Origin of the sequence: Pseudonocardia xinjiangensis, assembly GCF_050948425.1 — a bacterium.
Classification (GTDB): Bacteria; Actinomycetota; Actinomycetes; order Mycobacteriales; family Pseudonocardiaceae; genus Pseudonocardia; species Pseudonocardia xinjiangensis.
In genome coordinates this window covers 2,443,122-2,460,624 of sequence record NZ_CP192009.1, presented here as the reverse complement: position 1 = coordinate 2,460,624, position 17,503 = coordinate 2,443,122, and the positions used below count along the sequence as shown (strand labels likewise).

Sequence of the window (17,503 nt, the reverse complement as noted above, 5' to 3'; positions counted from 1 at the left end):
GAAAGCCACTTTCAGGCCCGCACAGGGCAGGAAAGTGGCTTTCCTGAACCTCGGCGGTGAGTGCTGATCCGCCTCAGCGTGCTTCGAGCACCTCGATCGCCGACGCCGTGAGGCTCAGCCGGATGTGGTTGCGCATCAGCGCGGCCGCGCGCTCGCCGTCACCACTGATGACGAGCTCCATCATCTGACGATGTTCGTCGAGGTCGCGGGTGCGCGGACCGTCGCCCGGCGGCAGCACGAGACCGATGCGCCGGTAACGGTCCGACTTGTCCCACAGGTCGTCGAGCAGCCGGACCATGACGTCGTTGTGGGACGCCCGGTACAGCGTCCGGTGGAAGTCCCGGTGCGCGGTGAGCGCTTCCTCGCCCCACTGCCTGGTCACGGGCAACAGCCGTTCGACGGCGGCCCGCATCGCGGTGATGTCGGCTTCGGTACGGCGGGCGGCCGCCAGCTCGACCGCTGAGGGGTCCAGCGACAGGCGCACCTCGAACAGCTGTCGGGCCTCCGCGGCGTCCATGCGGGCGACGCGCGCGTCCCGGTGCGTGTCGAGGTCGATCAGGCCTTCGCTGCTGAGCCGTCTGATGGCCTCGCGCAGCGGCGTGATGCTCATGTGCAGGGACTCGGCGAGCTCGTACTGCGCCAGGCGGGAACCGGGGGCGAGCGCTCCCGAGAGGATGCGGTCGCGGATCTCGGCGTACGCGACCTCGCTCTTGCTCGAGAAGACATTCGTGCTGGTCATCGGTCCACCACTTCTTGTCGGGACCACGTCGGCTTGCGCTCGGACTCGCTGGGAGCCTAGCGTCCCGAACATCTTATAAGTTACGAGGAGCGTCATGAAGATCGTCTCCGTGCACGAGGGTGTCGTGCCGATCAGCTCGTCGATCCGCAATGCGTTGATCGACTTCAGCTCGATGGACTGCTCGATCGTCGCGGTCGTCAGCGACGTGGTCCGCGCTGGTGAACCCGTCGTGGGGTACGGGTTCACCTCGAACGGCCGCTACAGCGCGGGGGAGATCCTGCGGCGGCGGCTGCTGCCGCGGCTGCTGCAGGCATCGCCGGACGATCTCCTCGCCGACGACGGCACCTTCGTCGACCCGGCGAAGGCGTGGGACGTGATGATGCGGAACGAGAAGCCGGGCGGCCACGGTGAACGCTCGGTCGCGGTCGGCGCCGTCGACATGGCGCTGTTCGACCTGGCCGCGAAGATCAACGAGCAGCCGCTCCACCGCTTCCTGTCCGAGCGCTACGGCGACGGCCGGCCCGACGAGTCGGTCTTCGTCTACGCCGCAGGCGGCTACTACGCCCCCGGCAAGGGCCTGCGCGAGCTGCAGGACGAGATGAAGGGCTTCCTCGACCTCGGCTACCGCGTGGTCAAGATGAAGATCGGCGGTGCCGAGCTGGCCGAGGACCTGCGCCGGATCGAGGCCGTCCTCGACGTCCTCGACGGCGACGGGTCCCGGCTGGCGGTGGACGTCAACGGCCGTTTCGACCTGGAGACCGCCCTGGACTACGGCCGAGCGATCGAGCCCTACGGCCTGTTCTGGTACGAGGAGCCGGGCGACCCGCTCGACTACCACCTGCACGCCACCCTCGCCGAGCACTACCAGGGCCCGCTGGCCACCGGCGAGAACCTGTTCTCGCTGCCGGACGCCCGCAACCTCGTGCGGTACGCGGGGATGCGGCCCGACCGCGACACCATCCAGGTCGACCCGGCCCTGAGCTACGGACTGGTCGAGTACCTGCGCATCCAGGACATGCTGCGGCAGCACGGCTGGGACTCCCGCCGGTGCATCCCGCACGGCGGCCACCAGTTCTCCCTGCACATCGCCGCCGCGCTGAAGCTCGGTGGCAACGAGTCGTATCCCGGGGAGTTCAAGCCTGCCGGGGGCTTCGCCGACGGCGCCGAGGTGCGCGACGGGTACGTCGGCCTCACGGACCTGCCGGGGATCGGACTCGAGGCGAAGGCCGAGTTCTACCCGGTGCTGCGCGAGCTGCACAGCTGACGCGCCTCGGTTCCGCCTGCTGACACCCCACACACACTGCTGTGCAAGGAGTTCGGTATGTCCCCGTCGAACGTCGCCGACCCGCCGCCTCGGTCCCGCCCGGTCCGGCTGCTGCGCGAGCTGTGGTTCCAGGTGGTCGTGGGCGCCGTGCTCGGAATCGCCGTCGGCGTTCTCTTCCCCGGCTTCGGTGCAGCGATGAAACCTCTCAACGACTGGTTCATCGCGCTGGTCACGATGATCGTCATCCCGGTGGTCTTCTGCGTCGTCACCACGGGAATCGCCGCGATGGACGACCTGCGCAAGGCCGGGCGGATCGGGATCAAGGCGATCGGCTACTTCATCGTCTTCTCGCTGGTCTCGATGGTGATCGGCCTCGTGGTGGCCAACCTGTTCCATCCCGGAGCGGGGATGAACATCAACCCGGCCACCCTCGACGCGGGGCACATCCCCGGCGTGAGCGGAGGCGGACACGCGAGCTTCACCGACTTCGTGTCGAGCCTGATCCCGGAGTCATTGTTCGGCGCACTCACCGGGGACAACATCCTCTCGGCGCTGCTGGTGTCGATCCTGTTCGGGGTGGCCCTCAACGTCTCGGGTGAGCGGGCACAGATCCTCACCCAGGGCATCGGGGCGCTGGCGGAGGTCGTGTTCAGGATCGTCTCCTGGGTGATGCGACTCGCGCCCATCGGGACATTCGGAGCGCTGGCCACTGTGGTCAGCACCTACGGCGCTGCCAGCCTGCAACAGCTCGGCTACCTGGTCGTCCTGTTCACCGCGACGTGCGTCGTCTACATCCTCGTGGTGCTCGGGACGATCATGCGGGCGTGCCGGCTGAGCCTGTTCGGGCTCATGCGCTTCCTGCGGGCGGAGCTGCTGGTTGCACTGAGCACCTGCTCGAGCGAGGCGGTGCTCCCGCAGGTGGTGCAGAAGCTGGAGGCCCTCGGCGTCGGCCGTCCCGTCGTGGGCATCACGATCCCCGCGGGGTTCTCGTTCAACCTCGACGGTTCGGCGATCTACCTGACGATGGCGTCGCTCTTCCTCGCACAGGCCGTCGGGATCGACCTGTCGTGGCAGCAGCAGCTGACGATGGTCGGGATCATGATGCTGACGAGCAAGGGCACCGCCGGGATCGCGGGTGGCGCATTCATCGTGCTGGCCAGCAGCATCACCGCGATCGGGCACGTGCCGCTCGCCGCCCTTGCGTTGATCGTCGGTGTCGACCGCCTGCTCAACGAGGGCCGGGTCTTCATCAACGTGCTCGGCAACGCCGTCGCGGCGATCGTGGTGGGGAAATGGGAGAAGGACTTCGACGTCACCCGGGCCCGGGCCGTTCTGCGGATGCGGCCGGCGACGGCCGGCGGCGACCGGTCGCCCGCAAGCTCCGTCGGAACGGGTACCTGACCCAGCTCGTGGCGCCGGCCCCACGTTCAGGAAAGCCACTTTCAGGCCCGCACAGGGCAGGAAAGTGGCTTTCCTGAACCTCGGCGACTAGCGCCCCGCCACGAAGGCGCGCAGGGCCGGGAGGGTCCGCGGGTCGATGCCGTGGCCGCCGTCGTGCGGGAACTCCACCACCTCCGCGCCGTGGTCGCGCAGCTGCGCGACCAGGGTGCGGGTGTGGGCGGCGGTCGCCATCGGGTCGCGGCGGCCGTTGGACACGGCCACGCGCTTGCCCGTGAGGTCGAGATCGGGGTCCGGCCCGTCGCGGAACGGCACCATCGCCGCCAGCAGCACCGCGCCGGCCAGCGTCTCCGGGCGGCGGAACAGCAGCGCGGACGCCATGTTCGCGCCGTTGGAGAACCCGGCCGCCACCCACGACCCGGCCGCGACGTCGTGCTCGGCCTCCGCCGCGACGAGGAACGCCGCCAGCTCGTCCACCCGCGCGCGCAGGTCGTCCTCGTCGAAGACGCCCTCCTGGAGCCTGCGGAAGAACCGCGGCATGCCGTTCTCCAGCACCGTGCCCCGGGGCGAGAGCACGGGGGCGTCCGGCGCGAGGTGCTCGCGCAGGGGCAGCAGGTCGTGCTCGTCGCCGCCGGTGCCGTGCAGGAGCAGCAGCGGCGGGGCGGCGCTGCCCGGGACCCACACGTGCGGACGGACCACGGCTGGGCGGCCCTGCGCGGCGGTCACGGCGTCGCCGGGGCGTCGACGTGCAGCGGCGGGAGCGCCCGCGCGATCTGCTCGCGGCTGGGCTCCAGCCACGGCGGCAGCTTCAGGGACCGGCCCAGCTCCAGCAGCGGCTCGTCGATGGCGAAGCCGGGCTGGTCGGTCGCGATCTCCAGCAGCACTCCCCCGGGCTCGTGGAAGTAGATGGAGGTGAAGTACTGCCGGTCGACGATCCCGGTGACCCGCAGGCCGGCCTCGACGAGCTCCCGGCGCCACCGGGCCTGGGTCTCCTGGTCCGGTGCGCGGAAGGCGATGTGGTGCACGGTGCCACCGGCCTGCAGCCCCCGCGGCCGCGCGTCGGCGGCCACGTCGACGACGGCCCCTGCGCCACCCCCGGCCATGGCGAAGCGGGCGCGGTCGCCGTCCTCGCCCTGCAGGTGCATCCCGAGCACGCCCAGGAGCATCTCCGCGGTGGCGTCGGGCAGGCGCTCGGACATCGTCACCGAGTGCAGGCCGCGCACGGCGTGCTCGGCCGGTACGCCGGCCACGCCGTCCCAGCCCGAGCGGGTGTCGCCGGGAGCCGCGACGATGTCGATCACCATGCCGTCGGGGTCGCGCAGGGTCAGCACCTCCTCGCCGTCACGGGTGCGGGGGCCGTCGAGCACGAGCCCGGCACCGGTGAGGTGGCGCTGCCACCAGCCCATCGACTCCGGCGGCACGCTGAACGCGGTGGCGGTGGCCAGCCCGCTGCCCTGGCGCCCGGCGGGGACGCCCCGCCACGGGAAGAAGGTCAGGAGCGTGGACGGCGCACCTCGCGCGTCGCCGTAGTACAGGTGGTAGGTGTCGGGCGCGTCGAAGTTCACGGTCTGCTTGACCAGCCGCAGTCCCAGCACCCGCGTGTAGAAGTCGACGTTGCGCTGCGGGTCCGACGCGATCGCCGTGACGTGGTGCAGGCCGTGCGGAGCGATAGTGCTCATCTCGTTCTCCCCTTCATCGACGGTGATAGTAGTTGCGAACGCAATCAGATGTACAACTGTTCCCTAGAGTGCGACGGGTGAACGCTCTCCCTCTCGACCTGACCGCCGACGTCGTGGGCGGCTGGCTGCAGCTTCCCGGATCCGCCTCCGCCGAGCTCATCGGCTCGGTGGGCTTCGGGTTCGTGTGCATCGACCAGCAGCACGGCCTGATCGGCGACGACGCACTGCTCCCGATGGCCCAGGCGCTGGACTCGACCGGCACGCCGGTGGTCGTGCGGGTCACCGGGAACGAGGCAGGCGCCATCGGCCGGGCACTGGACCGGGGTGCCGCGGCCGTCATCGTGCCGATGGTCGACACCGCGGCCGATGCGGCCCGGGCCGTCGCGGCCTGCCACTACCCGCCCCGAGGCGGACGCAGCTACGGCCCGACGCGAGCGGCCTGGTCGCCCGGCCGGCCGGACCCGCTGTGCATCGTCATGGCGGAGACCCTCGCGGCGGTCGAGGCGCTACCCGACATCGCGGCGGTCGAGGGCCTGGACGCGGTGTTCGTCGGACCGTCGGACCTGGCGTTCAGCGCCGGCCTGCCGCCGAGCGCCCAGGTGGACGACCCGGGTTACGAGCGCCTGCTGCGCGACGTCGTCTCCGCCTGCCGGGCGCGGAACCTCCCGGTCGGCATCTACTGCGCCTCGCCGGCGCACGTGCACCGCTTCCGCGCGCTGGGCTTCACCTTCTTCGCGCTGATGTCGGAGGCGGCGATGCTCCGCGGCGCGGCACTGGCGCATCTGGCCGACTCGCGGCAGGATGCGGCGGGTCGATGATGGCTGTAACGACGTAATCAAGGAGCGCCTGAGTGACCGCCACTCCCGTCCCCACGCTCTACGACTGGTGCGGCGGTTCCGCTGCTCTGCACCGCCTCACGGAGGTCTTCTACGACCGGGTGCTCGCCGACCCGGTGCTCGAACCCGTGTTCCGGCACATGGGACCGGAGCACCGCGACCACGTGGCCCGCTGGCTCGGGGAGGTGTTCGGCGGACCCACCGACTACACCGACGAGCTCGGCGGCTACCCCGCGATGCTGCGTCACCACATCGGCCTCGGTATCACGGAGGAGCAGCGGGTGCGGTGGGCAACCCTCATCGCGTCGAGCGCCGACGAGGCGGGGCTCCCCGATGACCCCGAGTTCCGCTCCGCCTTCGTCGCCTACGTGGAGTGGGGCACGCGCATCGCCCGGGCCAACGCGGCGCCGGACGCCACCCCCATGCAGAACGCGCCCACCCCGCGGTGGGGCTGGGGTGAGGCCCCGCCCTACCGCGGCTGATCGCGGGGAGCCAGCGCCGCCAGCGCCCCGGCCGTACGGGTGGTGCTGGTGAAGAAGGCGATCCCGAGCTCCTCGAGCAGGTCGATGCTGGCCTGCCCGGGGCGCGTGTAGCTGTAGATCACCAGCGGCACCGACGCAGCCAGCGTCGCGAGGTACTCCCGCTCGCGCTCGAGCTGCTTCTGGTCCGCGAGCGTGGCCACCAGCACCACGGCGTCGACCTCCCCGCTGTCGGCGAGGATCCGCACGACCGGGCTGACTCCGCCGAGGCCGAGCACCTGTGCCGTGGCGTCCACGGGGTTGGCCGGGCTCCCGTACGGCGGGATCCGCTCCCGCAGCGAGGCCTGGACCTGCGGCGAGAGCAGCGGCACCTCCAGCCCCGCCGCCACGAGGTCGTCGGCGAGCCAGGTGCCGGCGCCGCCGGACACCGTCACGATCCCCACCCGGCGGCCGGCGGGCCGGCGGGTGCGCGACAGCGCGAGGGCCAGGTCGATCATGTGCTCCTGGTCGTGGGCCCACAGGACGCCGGGGTGGTCCAGGACCCGCCGGTAGAGCGCCTCCTCACCGGCGTCGTGCGCCGTGTGGGCGAGCGCGGCCCGGCGACCCGCCCCGCTGCTCCCGACCTTCGCGACCACCACCGTCTTCCCCGCCGCCCCGGCCCGCTCGCCCAGCGCCCCGAGCCGCGCCGGGTCGGCCACCCCCTCCACGAACAGCAGCAGCACCCGCGTCGCCGGGTCGGCGAGCAGTGCCTCGGCGAGGTCCGTCAGGTCCACGTCGATCTCGTTGCCCGTGCTGATCACGTGGCTGAACCCGAGCCCGCGGCTGAGCCCGTCGTTGAACAGCGCGAACCCCAGCCCGCCGCTCTGCGACACCACCGCGACGTCGCCGCGGCGCAGCCGGACCAGCCCGCGCCGGTAGTCGGTGGTGGGGCTGAACCCGAGCGGCACGTCGTCGACGACGTTGATCAGGCCCTCGGCGTTGGGTCCGAGCACCCGCATCCCGGGATGGCGCGCGCAGACCTCGGCGAGCTCCCGCTGCCGCTCGGCGCCGTCGGACTGCTCGGCGAACCCCGAGCTGATGACCACGGCGAACCGCACCCCGGACTGCCCGCAGGCCTCCAGCACGTCCACCACCCGGCTCGCGTTCACCACGACGAGCACGACGTCCACCGGGCCGGGCACGGCCGTGATGTCCGGGTAGCACGTCACCCCGTCGATCTCGGCGTAACGCGGGTTCACCGGATACACCGCGCCGAAGTAGCCGTGCTGGGCGAGCACACGCTGCGGGATGCCGCTGATGACCGCCTCGTCGGCCGATGCACCGATGATCGCGACGGATGCCGGACGCAGCAGCCGCTCGATGTCGAGCGGGCCTCGGGCGACCGGGCTCGTCGGTCCCGCCGGGCCGCCCGCCCTCGTCGTCACGACGCCCGCCCGAGCGCCGCGCCGCCCAGCATGTCCCGGGCCACCAGGAAACGGTGGATCTCGCTCGGGCCCTCCACCACCCGGGCCACCCGCAGCCCGCGGAACCAGTGCTCGAGCGGCATCTCCCTGGTCATCCCCATGCCCCCGAGGATCTGCATCATCGCGTCGACCACGGCGTAGCCGGCCTCCGTCGCGTAGACCTTCGCGATCGACGCCTTGGTGCGCGCATCCTTGCCCTGGTCGGCCTCCCAGGCGGCCTCCCACGTCAGGTGTCGCGCCGCCGCGATCTGCATCCGCGCGTCGGCCAGCGGGAACTGGACGGCCTGCCGGGTCGCGAGCAGCGCACCGAACGTCTCCCGGGTCTTCGCCCAGTCGAGCGCGATGCGCACCGCCTCCTCGGCGACGCCGACGGCCTGCGCTGCGTAGCGCAGCCGGCCCCGGACCAGCCACTCCTGCGCCAGCCCGAAGCCCTGGCCTTCCTCGCCGACCAGGTTCCCGGCAGGCACCACGACGTCGGTGAAGACGACCTCGGTGGTCCAGTGGTCGCGCAGCACCGGCACCGGGGTGATCGTCATGCCGGGCGTGCCGGAGTCGACGATGAACGCGCTGATCCCGCTCCGTCCCGCGGCGCGGTCGGTGCGGGCGTAGACGATGCCGTACCGCGCGGTGTCCGCGCCGCTGGTCCACATCTTGTGCCCGTTGATCCGGTAGCCGTCGCCGTCGCGGGTGGCGGTGCTGCGGATCGCCCTGGCCGGGTCGGAGCCGCCGGTCGGCTCGCTGATCGCACTGAACGCCGTCCAGGCGTTCTCGATCGTCGGGCGCACGTACTCCTCGATCTGGCGCGGGCTGCCCTTGTAGAGCACGACGGGCGGCTCGGAGCCGAAGACGCCCGCTCCCGGCCGCGGGAAGCTGTAGCGGTGCTTGGCCATCTGCTCGGCCAGCACCACTCCCTCGAACACCCCGAGACCACCGCCGCCGTACTCCTCCGGCGCCTCCAGGCACCAGAACCCGGCATCGCGTGCCTTCTTCTGCAGCGCCCTGAGCTCGCCGTCCGGCAGGCCGCGGGCGTCGCCGTGCAGTCCCGCCTCGACGGGCACGATCTCCTCCCGCACGAACTCCGCGACCGTGTCCCGGAGCAACCGCAGGTCATCGGGCAGGTCGAATCCTGCGAACGTCATGCGTGCCTCCTGTCCGGGCCCTCGCAGGGCCCGCTGTTGGTCAGTGCCCGACGAACCGGCCGGGGCGCTTCTCGCGGAAGGCGGCCAGTGCCTCGGCCGAGTCGTCGGTGGAGGTGACCACCGCCATGTGCGAGGAGATGAGGTCGAGAGCGGTGCGCAGGTCGCTGCGAGCCGACTGGTAGACCGCACGCTTGATCGTGCGGATCGCCACCGGCGGGCCGTCGGCGATCTTGCGGGCCAGCGTCGTGACGGCGCCGGCGAAGTCCGCGTCGTCGACGACGTGGTTGGCGATCCCCAGCCGGCCGGCCTCCTCGGCGTCGATGAAGTCGCCGGTGAGCAGCAGCTCCAGGGCCTTCGCCGGGCCGACCAGTCGCGGCAGGTAGTAACAGCCGCCGTCACCGGGGACGAGCCCCACCCGGACGTAGCCCTCGGACAGCCGGGCCGAGCGGGCCATGATCCGCATGTCGCACATGAGGGCCATGTCCATGCCCGCGCCGACGGCCACGCCGTTGATCCCGGCGATCACCGGCTTGTCGAGATCCTCCATGGCATAGGCGATCCGGTGGATCCGCTCGGTGAGGTGCTCCTTGCGCTGCAGCGGCGTCGGCGGCCCGGCGGCGTCGCTGCGGTCGAGGTCCACACCGGAGCAGAACGCGTCACCCGCGCCGGTCAGCACCACGACCCGCACGTCCGGGTCGGTACGTGCGTCGCGCAGCGCCTGCGCCCAGACGTCGATCATGTCCAGGGTGAAGGCGTTCTTGCGGTGGGGCCGGTTCAGCAGGATCGTGCCGATGCCGTCGGCCACGGTGTACTCGAGGTCCGCCATGCGACACCCCTCCTCTCGGTCGGAACTGATCACTCGGAACTGATCACTCGGTACTGATCACTCGGGGGCCAGCAGCCGCGACGGCGTGAGCTGGTCGAGCTCGCGGCGGGGCGGCAGGTTGCGCCCGCAGGCCATGACGACGGCGCCGAGCAGCACCAGGACCGCGGAGATCGCCGGGATCACGGCGGGCACGCTCGACTCGATCAGCGCGCCGCCGATGATCGGCATGAACGACAGGGTGAGGAACGAGAAGCCGAGCGAGAACGAGGTGCCGGTGCCCCGCAGCTCGGCGGGGAAGGACTCGGCGGTGTAGCGGGTGTAGCAGCCGAAGGTGCCGTTGCCGAAGAACCCGAACGCGACGAGGCTGACCAACGCCAGCGAGTAGGTCAGGTGCGGCACGACGAGCAGGGCCAGTGCGGCTGCCGCGAGCACCGAGTAGCCCGTCATGAGCCACTTGGCCGGCAGATGGTCGGCGAGGAACCCGACGAACACCTGGCTGGCCAGCGCGACCCAGTTGCTCAGCCCGAACAGGAACGCGGCGTCCCCGATGGAGATCCCGTCGACGTGCACCAGGTAGGTGGTGACCACGCCGATGATCAGGCCGATGCCGCCGTTGATGCAGAACCCGAACAGGCTGGTGACGATGGTCTGCCTGCGCAGCTGCGGGGTGAACAGGCTGCGCCACCCCGGGCGGTACTCGAGATGGCGCCGCTCGGTCTCGGCCCGCACCGCCGTGAAGCTGCGGGACTCCCGGAGGAAGCGGGCCGAGATCAGCACGACGATCACCGGCGCGAAGGCGATGAGGAACAGCGGCCGCCAGCCCGACGTCGGCAGGAGCACCGCGGCGAGCGTGCCGGCGATCGCGGCGCCGAGCGGGTAGCCGGCCTGCACGAACCCCATGATCAGACCGCGGCGATGGGCCGGTGCCTCCTCGGCGACCATCGTGTTGACCACCGGCTCCGTGAGGCCGTACGACGTCGCCGCGACCAACCGGACCACGACGAACTGCCAGGCCCCGCCGACCGCGGCGGTCAGGCCGCCGAAGATGCCGGTGCCCAGCAGCGACACCTGGAAGCTCCAGCGCCGGCCCAGCCGGTCGATGAACCGTCCTGCCAGTACCGGTGCCGCGAACGTCACGAACGCGAAGATCCCGACCAGGTACTCCATCGTGGACAGGGAGACCCCGAGCGCGTCGGACAGCGACGGCACCGCGACGCCGAGCATGGTCTGGTCCATCGAGACCAGCGCCCAGGCCAGGAAGCTGACGGCGACGACGAAGACGATGTAGCCAGGGCGCCGGGATCGGCGCCCCGGTCGCCCGGTCAGTGCAGTGGGCAGGTCCCCGGCAGGGGTCCCGGAAGTCATCGTGCGTCCCTCCTCGTCGAGAGCGGGGTGATGACGGGGATGTCGTCAGCCGAGCGGGAGACCCGGCCGGGTGAGCACCTGGATCACCTCGCGCTCGCTGGCGGTGCGGTGGATGTCCATCACCTCGACCAGCCGCTCGGCGTCGCGGTCGCGCAGCGCACTGATGAGCGCGTCGTGCTCCTCGACGATGCGGACCCGCGCCGCGCGTTCGGAGCTGTAGACCGTGCGGTACGGGATGGTGCGGTCCCACAGCCGGGACACCTCGGCGACCACGTGCCCCAGCCCGCCGGCGAGCCCGAAGATCCGGAAGTGGAACTCGCGGTTGAGCGGGCGCAGCTCCGGCGAGGGCTCGTCGACCAGCTCCGCCATCCGCGCGTTCAGGTCGGCGAGGTGCGCCAGCTCGGCGTCGGTCACCGCGCCGACGCGGCGTAGGAGCTCGGACTCCAGCAGCCTGCGCATGAGGTAGAACTGCGCCAGCTCGTCGGCCGACAGGCGGGTGACCTCGAAGCCGCCCGTCGACGACGACGTCACCAGGCCGTCGGCCTGCAGGTTCTTCAGCGCCTCCCGCAGCGGCACGCGGCTCATGCCGAGCTGCTCCGCGAGCGCCACCTGGCGGATGGGCTGGCCGGGCAGCAGCCGGCCGTCGTGGATCAGCTCGCGGATCGCGAGGACCGCGCGCTCCGCGAGGCTCGCCGTGGGGCTCGTGATGATCGGCATCGGTGCCTCGTTCCTCGGCGGCTACGCGGGTCCCTTCCTGAATACAGTGCTGAATACAGCTGGGTCAACGGGCCGGCCGAGATCGGTCCCGTCGGATGTCAGCGAGCGGTCAGCGCTCGTTCGCCGGCGCTCAGGAGGTGGGCAGCGCGTAGCCCGCCACGTTCTTGTAGCCGTCGGAGATGGCGGCGATCTCCTCGGCGCTGATCACGTCCTCGATGCGCGCGAAGGGCCGGTCCCCGCTGCGCCTGCTCACCTCGCGGAGGATCGCGTCCGGCGGGTTGGTGCGGTTGGTGCGCACCACCAGCGCCGTGGCCGGCCTGCGCTCGCTCTCGTAGTCCTGCAACGCGGCGGGCACGTCCGGCTCCGCGACGAGGGCCCGCCGCAGCGCCCTCGCATCGAGCACGGCCTGCCCCGCACCGTTCGAACCGCGCGGCACCATGGGGTGTGCCGCGTCGCCGAGCAGGGTGACGCGCCCGGCAGTCCACCAGGACAGCGGCTCCTGGTCGACCATCGGGTACTCCAGCACGCTCTCGGACGCCTCCAGCAGCGCGGGGACGTCCAGCCAGTCGAAGTGCCAGTCGGAGTACGCGTCGGCGAAGTCCGCGAGCTCGCCCCGGCGGATCCAGTCGCGCTCGCTGCGCTGCGGGGTCTGGCGCTCGGCCACCCAGTTGACGAGCTGCCGCCCGTGGCCGTCGACGTCGTCCCGGATCGGGTAGACCACGAGCTTGCCCCGGTCGAGCCAGCCGATGCGCACCATGCTGCCGCCGGACAGGAACGGCTCCCACACGGCGACCCCGCGCCACATGGTCACCCCCGAGTAGCGCGGCGGGCCCTCCTCGGGGTGCAGCTGCTTGCGGATCGCCGAGTTGACCCCGTCACAGGCGATCACCGCGTCACCCCGGACGCGGACGACGGCACCGTCCGCGGTCCGGAACTCGGCGACGGCGGCGCCGTCGGCGTCCCGGACCCCCGTGCAGGTGTGGCCCGTGACGACGGCGTCGGCCCCGAGCCGGTCGCGCACGGCCGACAGGAGCACGGCCTGCAGGTCGCCCCGGTGGATCGAGTACTGCGGGTCGGGGTAGCCGGCGAGGCGGCCCGCGGGCTCGCGGTGGGCGAGCTGGCCGAACCGGGTGAAGAACACCGACTCCTGCGTCAGCACGGCGGACGCCGTGAGGTCGGCCTCGAGCCCGAGCTGCCCGAGGACGGCCGCGGCGTGCGGGAGGACGTTGATCCCCACCCCGAGCGCCCGGATCTCGGGCACCGCCTCGTAGACGCGGCACGGGATGCCGGCGTCGTGCAGTTCCAGGGCCAGGACGAGTCCGGCGACGCCGGCGCCGACGATGACGATCTCGGGGCGACCGCGGTGCGTGGGGGTCATGACGGGGATCGGGTTCCTGTCGTTCGGGTGGACCAGGCGGACGGGCCGAGCTCGCGCAGGAGGCGCCGCGTGGTGGCCCAGCGGTCCAGGACGGCGTCCGGGTCGGTGAGGCGGAAACGGATGCCGGACTCGAGCACCGCGTACGGCGCGGTGTCGGCCCGGGACTCCACGACGCGCCCGTCGACCACGGTCAGCGGCGACGTCGAGGACGTGAGCTCGCCGTGCGGCACGAGGGCGAGCAGCACCGTGTAGGCCACGCCGTCGACCACGGCGGTGAGCGCGCACCGTCCGGTCCTCGCCATGTTGCGGGTGGTGGTGCTCGCCGGCCACGTGGCCAGGCGGACGTGCTCGTCGTCCAGCACGACGATCTCGCCGACGCTCAGCAGCGCCTGGTGGGGGAACGCCTCCTCGGTGACGGTCAGCAGCTCCACCGTGAAGCCCACGTCGTCGTCCCGGTCCAGCGCCTCACGCAGTGCCGGCGGCACCGTCGGTTCGAGCCGGGTGCTCATCGGCCGGTCCGGTGGTGGTCCATCTGCTCCCCCTCCCGCACGCGGGTCAGCGACGTCGGCAACCCGCCGAACGTGAGCAAAACGCTACGAGCTGGTTCCTCGGAAAGGAAGGAGAGATCGTCCTATTCCGTGCTGCGGAACCCCTTCGTCCCGGATCCGGCGGCATGACGGCGCCCACGGGTCGCGAGCTGCGCGGTGACGGCCGCCGCCGTGACCAGGAGGGGTCCGCTGAGCCGGTCGAGGGAACGGCCCCGTGCCCGTGAGCTGGGTGCGGCGATCACAATCGCGGCGACAGCACGATGGCGCCCCTCGCGCACGCAGGCGCCCACCGCGCTGACCCCGCGCTCGGTCTCCTCGACGTTGCGGGCGTAGCCCCGCCTGCGGATGGCGGCGAGCTCGCGGCGCAGCACGCCCGCTGCCGGACCGGCCGCGTCCGGCGTGAGCGGCAGACCGCGCGGATACAGCTCCCGAAGCTCCTCGGCGGTGAGCTCGGCGAGCAGCGCCTTCCCGCCGGACGTCAGATGGGCGGGCATCAGGAGCCCGACCCGAGGGGCGACGCGCCGGGCAGGGCCGCCCTCCACCACCGCGACGAACCGCGCGCTCGCCCCTTCCAGCACCATCAGGTGCACGGTCTCGCCGACCTCGGCGGCGAGCGCCTCCAGGTGCGGGCGCGCGACGACCGCCAGGTCCACCGGTTCGCCGCCTGCCGGGGTGGCCGACGTGCCGGGGAAGTACTCGTGCCGCACGTCCCGGCGGGCGAAGCCGTGCCGCACCAGCGTGGTGAGCAACCGGTGCGCGGTGGACGGGGCGATGTCGAGCGCCAGTGCCGCGTCGCGCACCCGGAGCCGGCCGCGGGCGTGCAGGAGCGCGAGCAGCTCCAGCACGCGGTCGGCGGAGCTCGGTCCGGATGGCACGCACGAGATTCTGCATGGTCGAAACTCGTGCGCCGGGCGCGACGGTGCACGGCGCACTTCCTAGCGTCGGACACAACGCCGATCTGGAAGGAGCACGTCGATGACGAGCACCGACGCGCACGCCGTCGCCGAACCCACCGTCGAGGAGGCGGCGGCGCTCGAGCAGCTCTACGCCGACTTCGCCGCGGCCGACATGGCGCCGCTGTGGACCCAGCGGGCCGGGCTCATGCCGGAGACCCCGCAACCCGCCGCCGTCCCGATGCTCTGGCGCTGGTCCACCCTCTACCCGCTGGCCGCCCGCAGCGGCGAGCTGGTCCCGGTGGGGCGCGGTGGCGAGCGGCGGGCGATCGCGCTGGCCAACCCCGGGCTCCCGGGCACCGCGTACGCCACGCCCACGCTGTGGGCGGCGATCCAGTACCTCGGCCCGCGCGAGGAGGCACCCGCGCACCGGCACGCGCAGACGGCGTTCCGCTTCGTCGTCGAGGGTGAGGGCGTGTGGACGAACGTGGCGGGCGACCCGGTCGCGATGCGCCGCGGCGACCTGCTGCTCACGCCGGGCATGCACTTCCACGAACACCACAACACCACCGACCACCCGATGGCCTGGGTCGACGGCCTGGACATCCCGCTGGTCCGCCAGCTCGACGCCGGGTTCTTCGAGTTCGGCCCGGACGAGCTCGGCACCCGCGCCACACCTGCGGCGTCGCGCAACGAACGGCTGTGGGGTCACCCCGGGCTGCGGCCGATCGGGGCGCCGCCCGCGCCGGCGTCACCGCTCATGGCCTACCGCTGGGAGCACACCGACGCCGCGCTCGCGGCCCAGCTCGAGCTGGAGCGGGAGGGGCACCCCGGTGTGGTCTCCCCCGGGCACGCCGCCGTCCGGTTCAGCAACCCCGCCACCGGCGGCGACGCCCTCTCGACGATCCGCTGCGAGATGCATCGGCTCGCTGCGGGTGCCCGGTCGGCCACCAGGCGCGTGGCCGGTTCGGCGGTGTGGCAGGTGTTCTCCGGCTCCGGGGTGGTGACGGTCGGCACGCAACGGTACGAGGTCGCGACGGGCGACCTGTTCGCGGTGCCGTCCTGGGCCCCGGTGACGATCACGACCAACGAGGGCCTCGACGCGTTCCGGTTCGGCGACGACCCGGTCTTCGAGGCGCTCGGCCTCGCCCGCACCGCCGTCCACAACACGCAGGCAGACGAGCAGGAGCACGCATGAGACTCGCCACCATCCGCACCCCTGAGGGCACCCGCGCCGTCCGCGTCGAGGACGAGGACGCCGTCGACCTCGGCCATCCGGACCTGGGCGCCCTCCTGCGCCGGCCGGACTGGCGCGCCGAGGCGGCCGCTGCCGACGGCGCCCGCCACGACCTGGCCACGCTGGACTACGCGCCCGTCGTGCCGTTCCCCGAGAAGATCGTGTGCGTCGGGCTGAACTACCGCGCGCACATCCTGGAGATGGGCCGCGAGCTCCCCGACGTCCCCACCCTGTTCGCCAAGTACGCGCGGTCGCTGATCGGCGCGTACGACCCGATCACGCTGCCGGCCGGGTCGGAGCAGGTCGACTGGGAGGCCGAGCTCGGCGTCGTGGTCGGGGCCGAGGTGCGCCACGCCACCCGGGAGCAGGCCGCGGCGGCCGTCGCCGGGTACACCGTGGTCAACGACATCACCGCACGGGACTTCCAGTACCGCACGCTGCAATGGCTGCAGGGCAAGACCTTCGAGGCGAGCACGCCGGTCGGGCCGTGGCTGGTCACCACCGAGGACGGCTCGGCACCCGGCGAGCTCAGCTGCACCGTCGACGGCGAGCTGGTGCAGAAGGCCGACACCGGTGACCTCGTGTTCGACGCCGCCGCGCTGGTCGCCTACGTGTCGTCGATCATCACGCTGGCACCCGGTGATCTGATCGCCACCGGCACTCCCGGTGGCGTCGGCCACGCCCGCAAGCCACCGCGCTACCTCGGGGCAGGCTCCGAGGTCGTCACCCGGGTCGAGGGGGTCGGCGAGTGCCGCAACACCTGCCGCATCGAGGGCGCGACGGCGTGAGCACCCTCGACCGACCGATCCGGCACGACGTGCGGACCACCGGTCGCTGGCTGGGCACGGGCACGGCGTTCTTCGCGACGGCGCTGGAACGGGTACCGGACGGCGGGTTCCGCGCTCCGTCGGGCCTGCCGGGCTGGAGCCGGGCGCACGTCACGGCGCACGTCGCCCGCAACGCCGACGCCCTGCGCCGGCTGCTGGCCTGGGCCGCCACCGGCGTCGAGACCCCGATGTACGCCGACCGCGCCCAGCGCGCGGCGGAGATCGAGACGGGTGCCGGGGCACCGGACGCCGAGCTGCGCGCGGACGTCGCCCGCACCGCCACGCAGCTGGACGCGGCGATCGCCGGGCTCCCGGACGAGGCCTGGCAGGCCGAGGTCCGCAGCGCGCTGGGGCGCCGGATCCCGGCCACCGAGGTGCTGTGGATGCGGGTGCGGGAGGTCTGGCTGCATGCGGTCGACCTCGACACCGGCGCCCGGGTCGCCGAGCTGCCCGGGGAAGTGGTGGAGGCACTGCTCGACGACGTCACGGGCGCGTTCGGCAGCCGGGACGGTGCCCCACAGCTGGAGCTGGTCGCCATCGACCGCGACCGCGCGTGGCGAGTGGGCGAGGCGTCCGGCCCCGTGCGTGTCAGCGGGGAGGCAGCGGCGCTGCTCGCATGGCTCACCGGCCGGCCCGGCGGCACGGAACTCCGGTCTTCCTCGGGGTTGCCCACGCTGCCCCCCTGGCTCTGAGGGGCGCAGTGCGAGCGAGCCCG

Annotated in this window: 18 protein-coding genes; 7 read left to right on the top strand and 11 right to left on the bottom strand. The window is 72.4% G+C overall.

Annotated features, from left to right (window positions below; all coding sequences use genetic code 11):
• Positions 1–73: 73 nt before the first annotated feature.
• Positions 74–739, bottom strand: a complete 666-nt coding sequence (locus ACQPZA_RS11695) for a GntR family transcriptional regulator (RefSeq protein ID WP_433280421.1) — start codon at positions 737–739, stop codon at positions 74–76.
• A 94-nt stretch (positions 740–833) separates the two neighbouring features.
• Here ACQPZA_RS11695 and ACQPZA_RS11690 point away from each other — a divergent pair, with 94 nt between their 5' ends.
• Together ACQPZA_RS11690 and ACQPZA_RS11685 are read left to right on the top strand one after the other, a co-directional pair.
• Positions 834–2,003: a mandelate racemase/muconate lactonizing enzyme family protein gene (locus ACQPZA_RS11690; RefSeq protein ID WP_433280419.1), complete on the top strand. Its 1,170-nt coding sequence runs from the start codon at positions 834–836 to the stop codon at positions 2,001–2,003.
• Positions 2,004–2,060: 57 nt separating this feature from the next.
• A complete protein-coding gene (locus ACQPZA_RS11685; RefSeq protein ID WP_433280417.1) occupies positions 2,061–3,404 on the top strand; it encodes a cation:dicarboxylate symporter family transporter in 1,344 nt (447 codons plus the stop codon).
• A gap of 87 nt (positions 3,405–3,491) precedes the next feature.
• On the opposite strand, the gene ACQPZA_RS11680 is transcribed toward ACQPZA_RS11685, so the two are convergent.
• Positions 3,492–4,127: an alpha/beta hydrolase gene (locus ACQPZA_RS11680; RefSeq protein ID WP_433280415.1), complete on the bottom strand. Its 636-nt coding sequence runs from the start codon at positions 4,125–4,127 to the stop codon at positions 3,492–3,494.
• Complete coding sequence (locus tag ACQPZA_RS11675; protein WP_433280413.1) at positions 4,124–5,080, bottom strand: ring-cleaving dioxygenase; 957 nt, start codon at positions 5,078–5,080, stop codon at positions 4,124–4,126. Before ACQPZA_RS11675 ends, ACQPZA_RS11680 begins: the two co-directional genes overlap by 4 nt.
• 77 nt (positions 5,081–5,157) lie before the next feature.
• On the opposite strand from ACQPZA_RS11675, the gene ACQPZA_RS11670 reads away from it, so the two are divergent.
• Complete coding sequence (locus tag ACQPZA_RS11670) at positions 5,158–5,898, top strand: HpcH/HpaI aldolase family protein (RefSeq protein WP_433280411.1); 741 nt, start codon at positions 5,158–5,160, stop codon at positions 5,896–5,898.
• Between the two features lie 32 nt (positions 5,899–5,930).
• Positions 5,931–6,398 carry a group II truncated hemoglobin gene (locus ACQPZA_RS11665; protein ID WP_433280409.1) on the top strand — a complete coding sequence of 156 codons (468 nt, stop codon included), beginning with the start codon at positions 5,931–5,933 and terminating at the stop codon, positions 6,396–6,398.
• Here the strand turns inward: ACQPZA_RS11665 and ACQPZA_RS11660 are convergent.
• The 8 genes from ACQPZA_RS11660 to ACQPZA_RS11625 all read right to left on the bottom strand — a co-directional run bounded on the left by ACQPZA_RS11660 (position 6,386) and on the right by ACQPZA_RS11625 (position 14,706).
• Positions 6,386–7,819, bottom strand: a complete 1,434-nt coding sequence (locus ACQPZA_RS11660; protein ID WP_433280408.1) for a CoA-binding protein — start codon at positions 7,817–7,819, stop codon at positions 6,386–6,388. The two genes, ACQPZA_RS11665 and ACQPZA_RS11660, sit on opposite strands and share 13 nt — an antisense overlap.
• Complete coding sequence (locus tag ACQPZA_RS11655; protein ID WP_433280406.1) at positions 7,816–8,997, bottom strand: acyl-CoA dehydrogenase family protein; 1,182 nt, start codon at positions 8,995–8,997, stop codon at positions 7,816–7,818. The genes ACQPZA_RS11660 and ACQPZA_RS11655 overlap by 4 nt, the downstream gene beginning before the upstream one ends.
• Positions 8,998–9,037: 40 nt before the next feature.
• On the bottom strand, positions 9,038–9,823 hold the full coding sequence (locus ACQPZA_RS11650; protein WP_433280404.1) for an enoyl-CoA hydratase/isomerase family protein: 786 nt from the start codon (positions 9,821–9,823) through the stop codon (positions 9,038–9,040).
• Positions 9,824–9,880: 57 nt separating this feature from the next.
• Complete coding sequence (locus tag ACQPZA_RS11645) at positions 9,881–11,188, bottom strand: MFS transporter (protein ID WP_433280402.1); 1,308 nt, start codon at positions 11,186–11,188, stop codon at positions 9,881–9,883.
• Positions 11,189–11,233: 45 nt separating this feature from the next.
• Entirely contained in the window at positions 11,234–11,905 is a 672-nt protein-coding gene (locus tag ACQPZA_RS11640) for a GntR family transcriptional regulator (RefSeq protein WP_433280400.1), read from the bottom strand.
• A 130-nt stretch (positions 11,906–12,035) separates the two neighbouring features.
• Positions 12,036–13,283: a flavin-dependent oxidoreductase gene (locus tag ACQPZA_RS11635; RefSeq protein ID WP_433280398.1), complete on the bottom strand. Its 1,248-nt coding sequence runs from the start codon at positions 13,281–13,283 to the stop codon at positions 12,036–12,038.
• Positions 13,280–13,792 carry a pyridoxamine 5'-phosphate oxidase family protein gene (locus ACQPZA_RS11630; RefSeq protein WP_169399689.1) on the bottom strand — a complete coding sequence of 171 codons (513 nt, stop codon included), beginning with the start codon at positions 13,790–13,792 and terminating at the stop codon, positions 13,280–13,282. The genes ACQPZA_RS11635 and ACQPZA_RS11630 overlap by 4 nt, the downstream gene beginning before the upstream one ends.
• A gap of 122 nt (positions 13,793–13,914) precedes the next feature.
• Positions 13,915–14,706, bottom strand: a complete 792-nt coding sequence (locus ACQPZA_RS11625) for an IclR family transcriptional regulator (RefSeq protein ID WP_433280396.1) — start codon at positions 14,704–14,706, stop codon at positions 13,915–13,917.
• A 100-nt stretch (positions 14,707–14,806) separates the two neighbouring features.
• Here ACQPZA_RS11625 and ACQPZA_RS11620 point away from each other — a divergent pair, with 100 nt between their 5' ends.
• The 3 genes from ACQPZA_RS11620 to ACQPZA_RS11610 are packed head-to-tail and all read left to right on the top strand — an operon-like array spanning position 14,807 to position 17,480.
• Positions 14,807–15,922 (top strand): cupin domain-containing protein, encoded by a 1,116-nt coding sequence (locus tag ACQPZA_RS11620; RefSeq protein ID WP_433280394.1) that lies wholly within the window; start codon positions 14,807–14,809, stop codon positions 15,920–15,922.
• Positions 15,919–16,749, top strand: coding sequence for a fumarylacetoacetate hydrolase family protein (locus ACQPZA_RS11615; protein WP_169399686.1), 831 nt, complete (start codon positions 15,919–15,921; stop codon positions 16,747–16,749). Before ACQPZA_RS11620 ends, ACQPZA_RS11615 begins: the two co-directional genes overlap by 4 nt.
• A complete protein-coding gene (locus tag ACQPZA_RS11610) occupies positions 16,746–17,480 on the top strand; it encodes a maleylpyruvate isomerase family mycothiol-dependent enzyme (RefSeq protein ID WP_433280392.1) in 735 nt (244 codons plus the stop codon). Before ACQPZA_RS11615 ends, ACQPZA_RS11610 begins: the two co-directional genes overlap by 4 nt.
• The last annotated feature ends 23 nt before the right edge of the window (positions 17,481–17,503 follow it).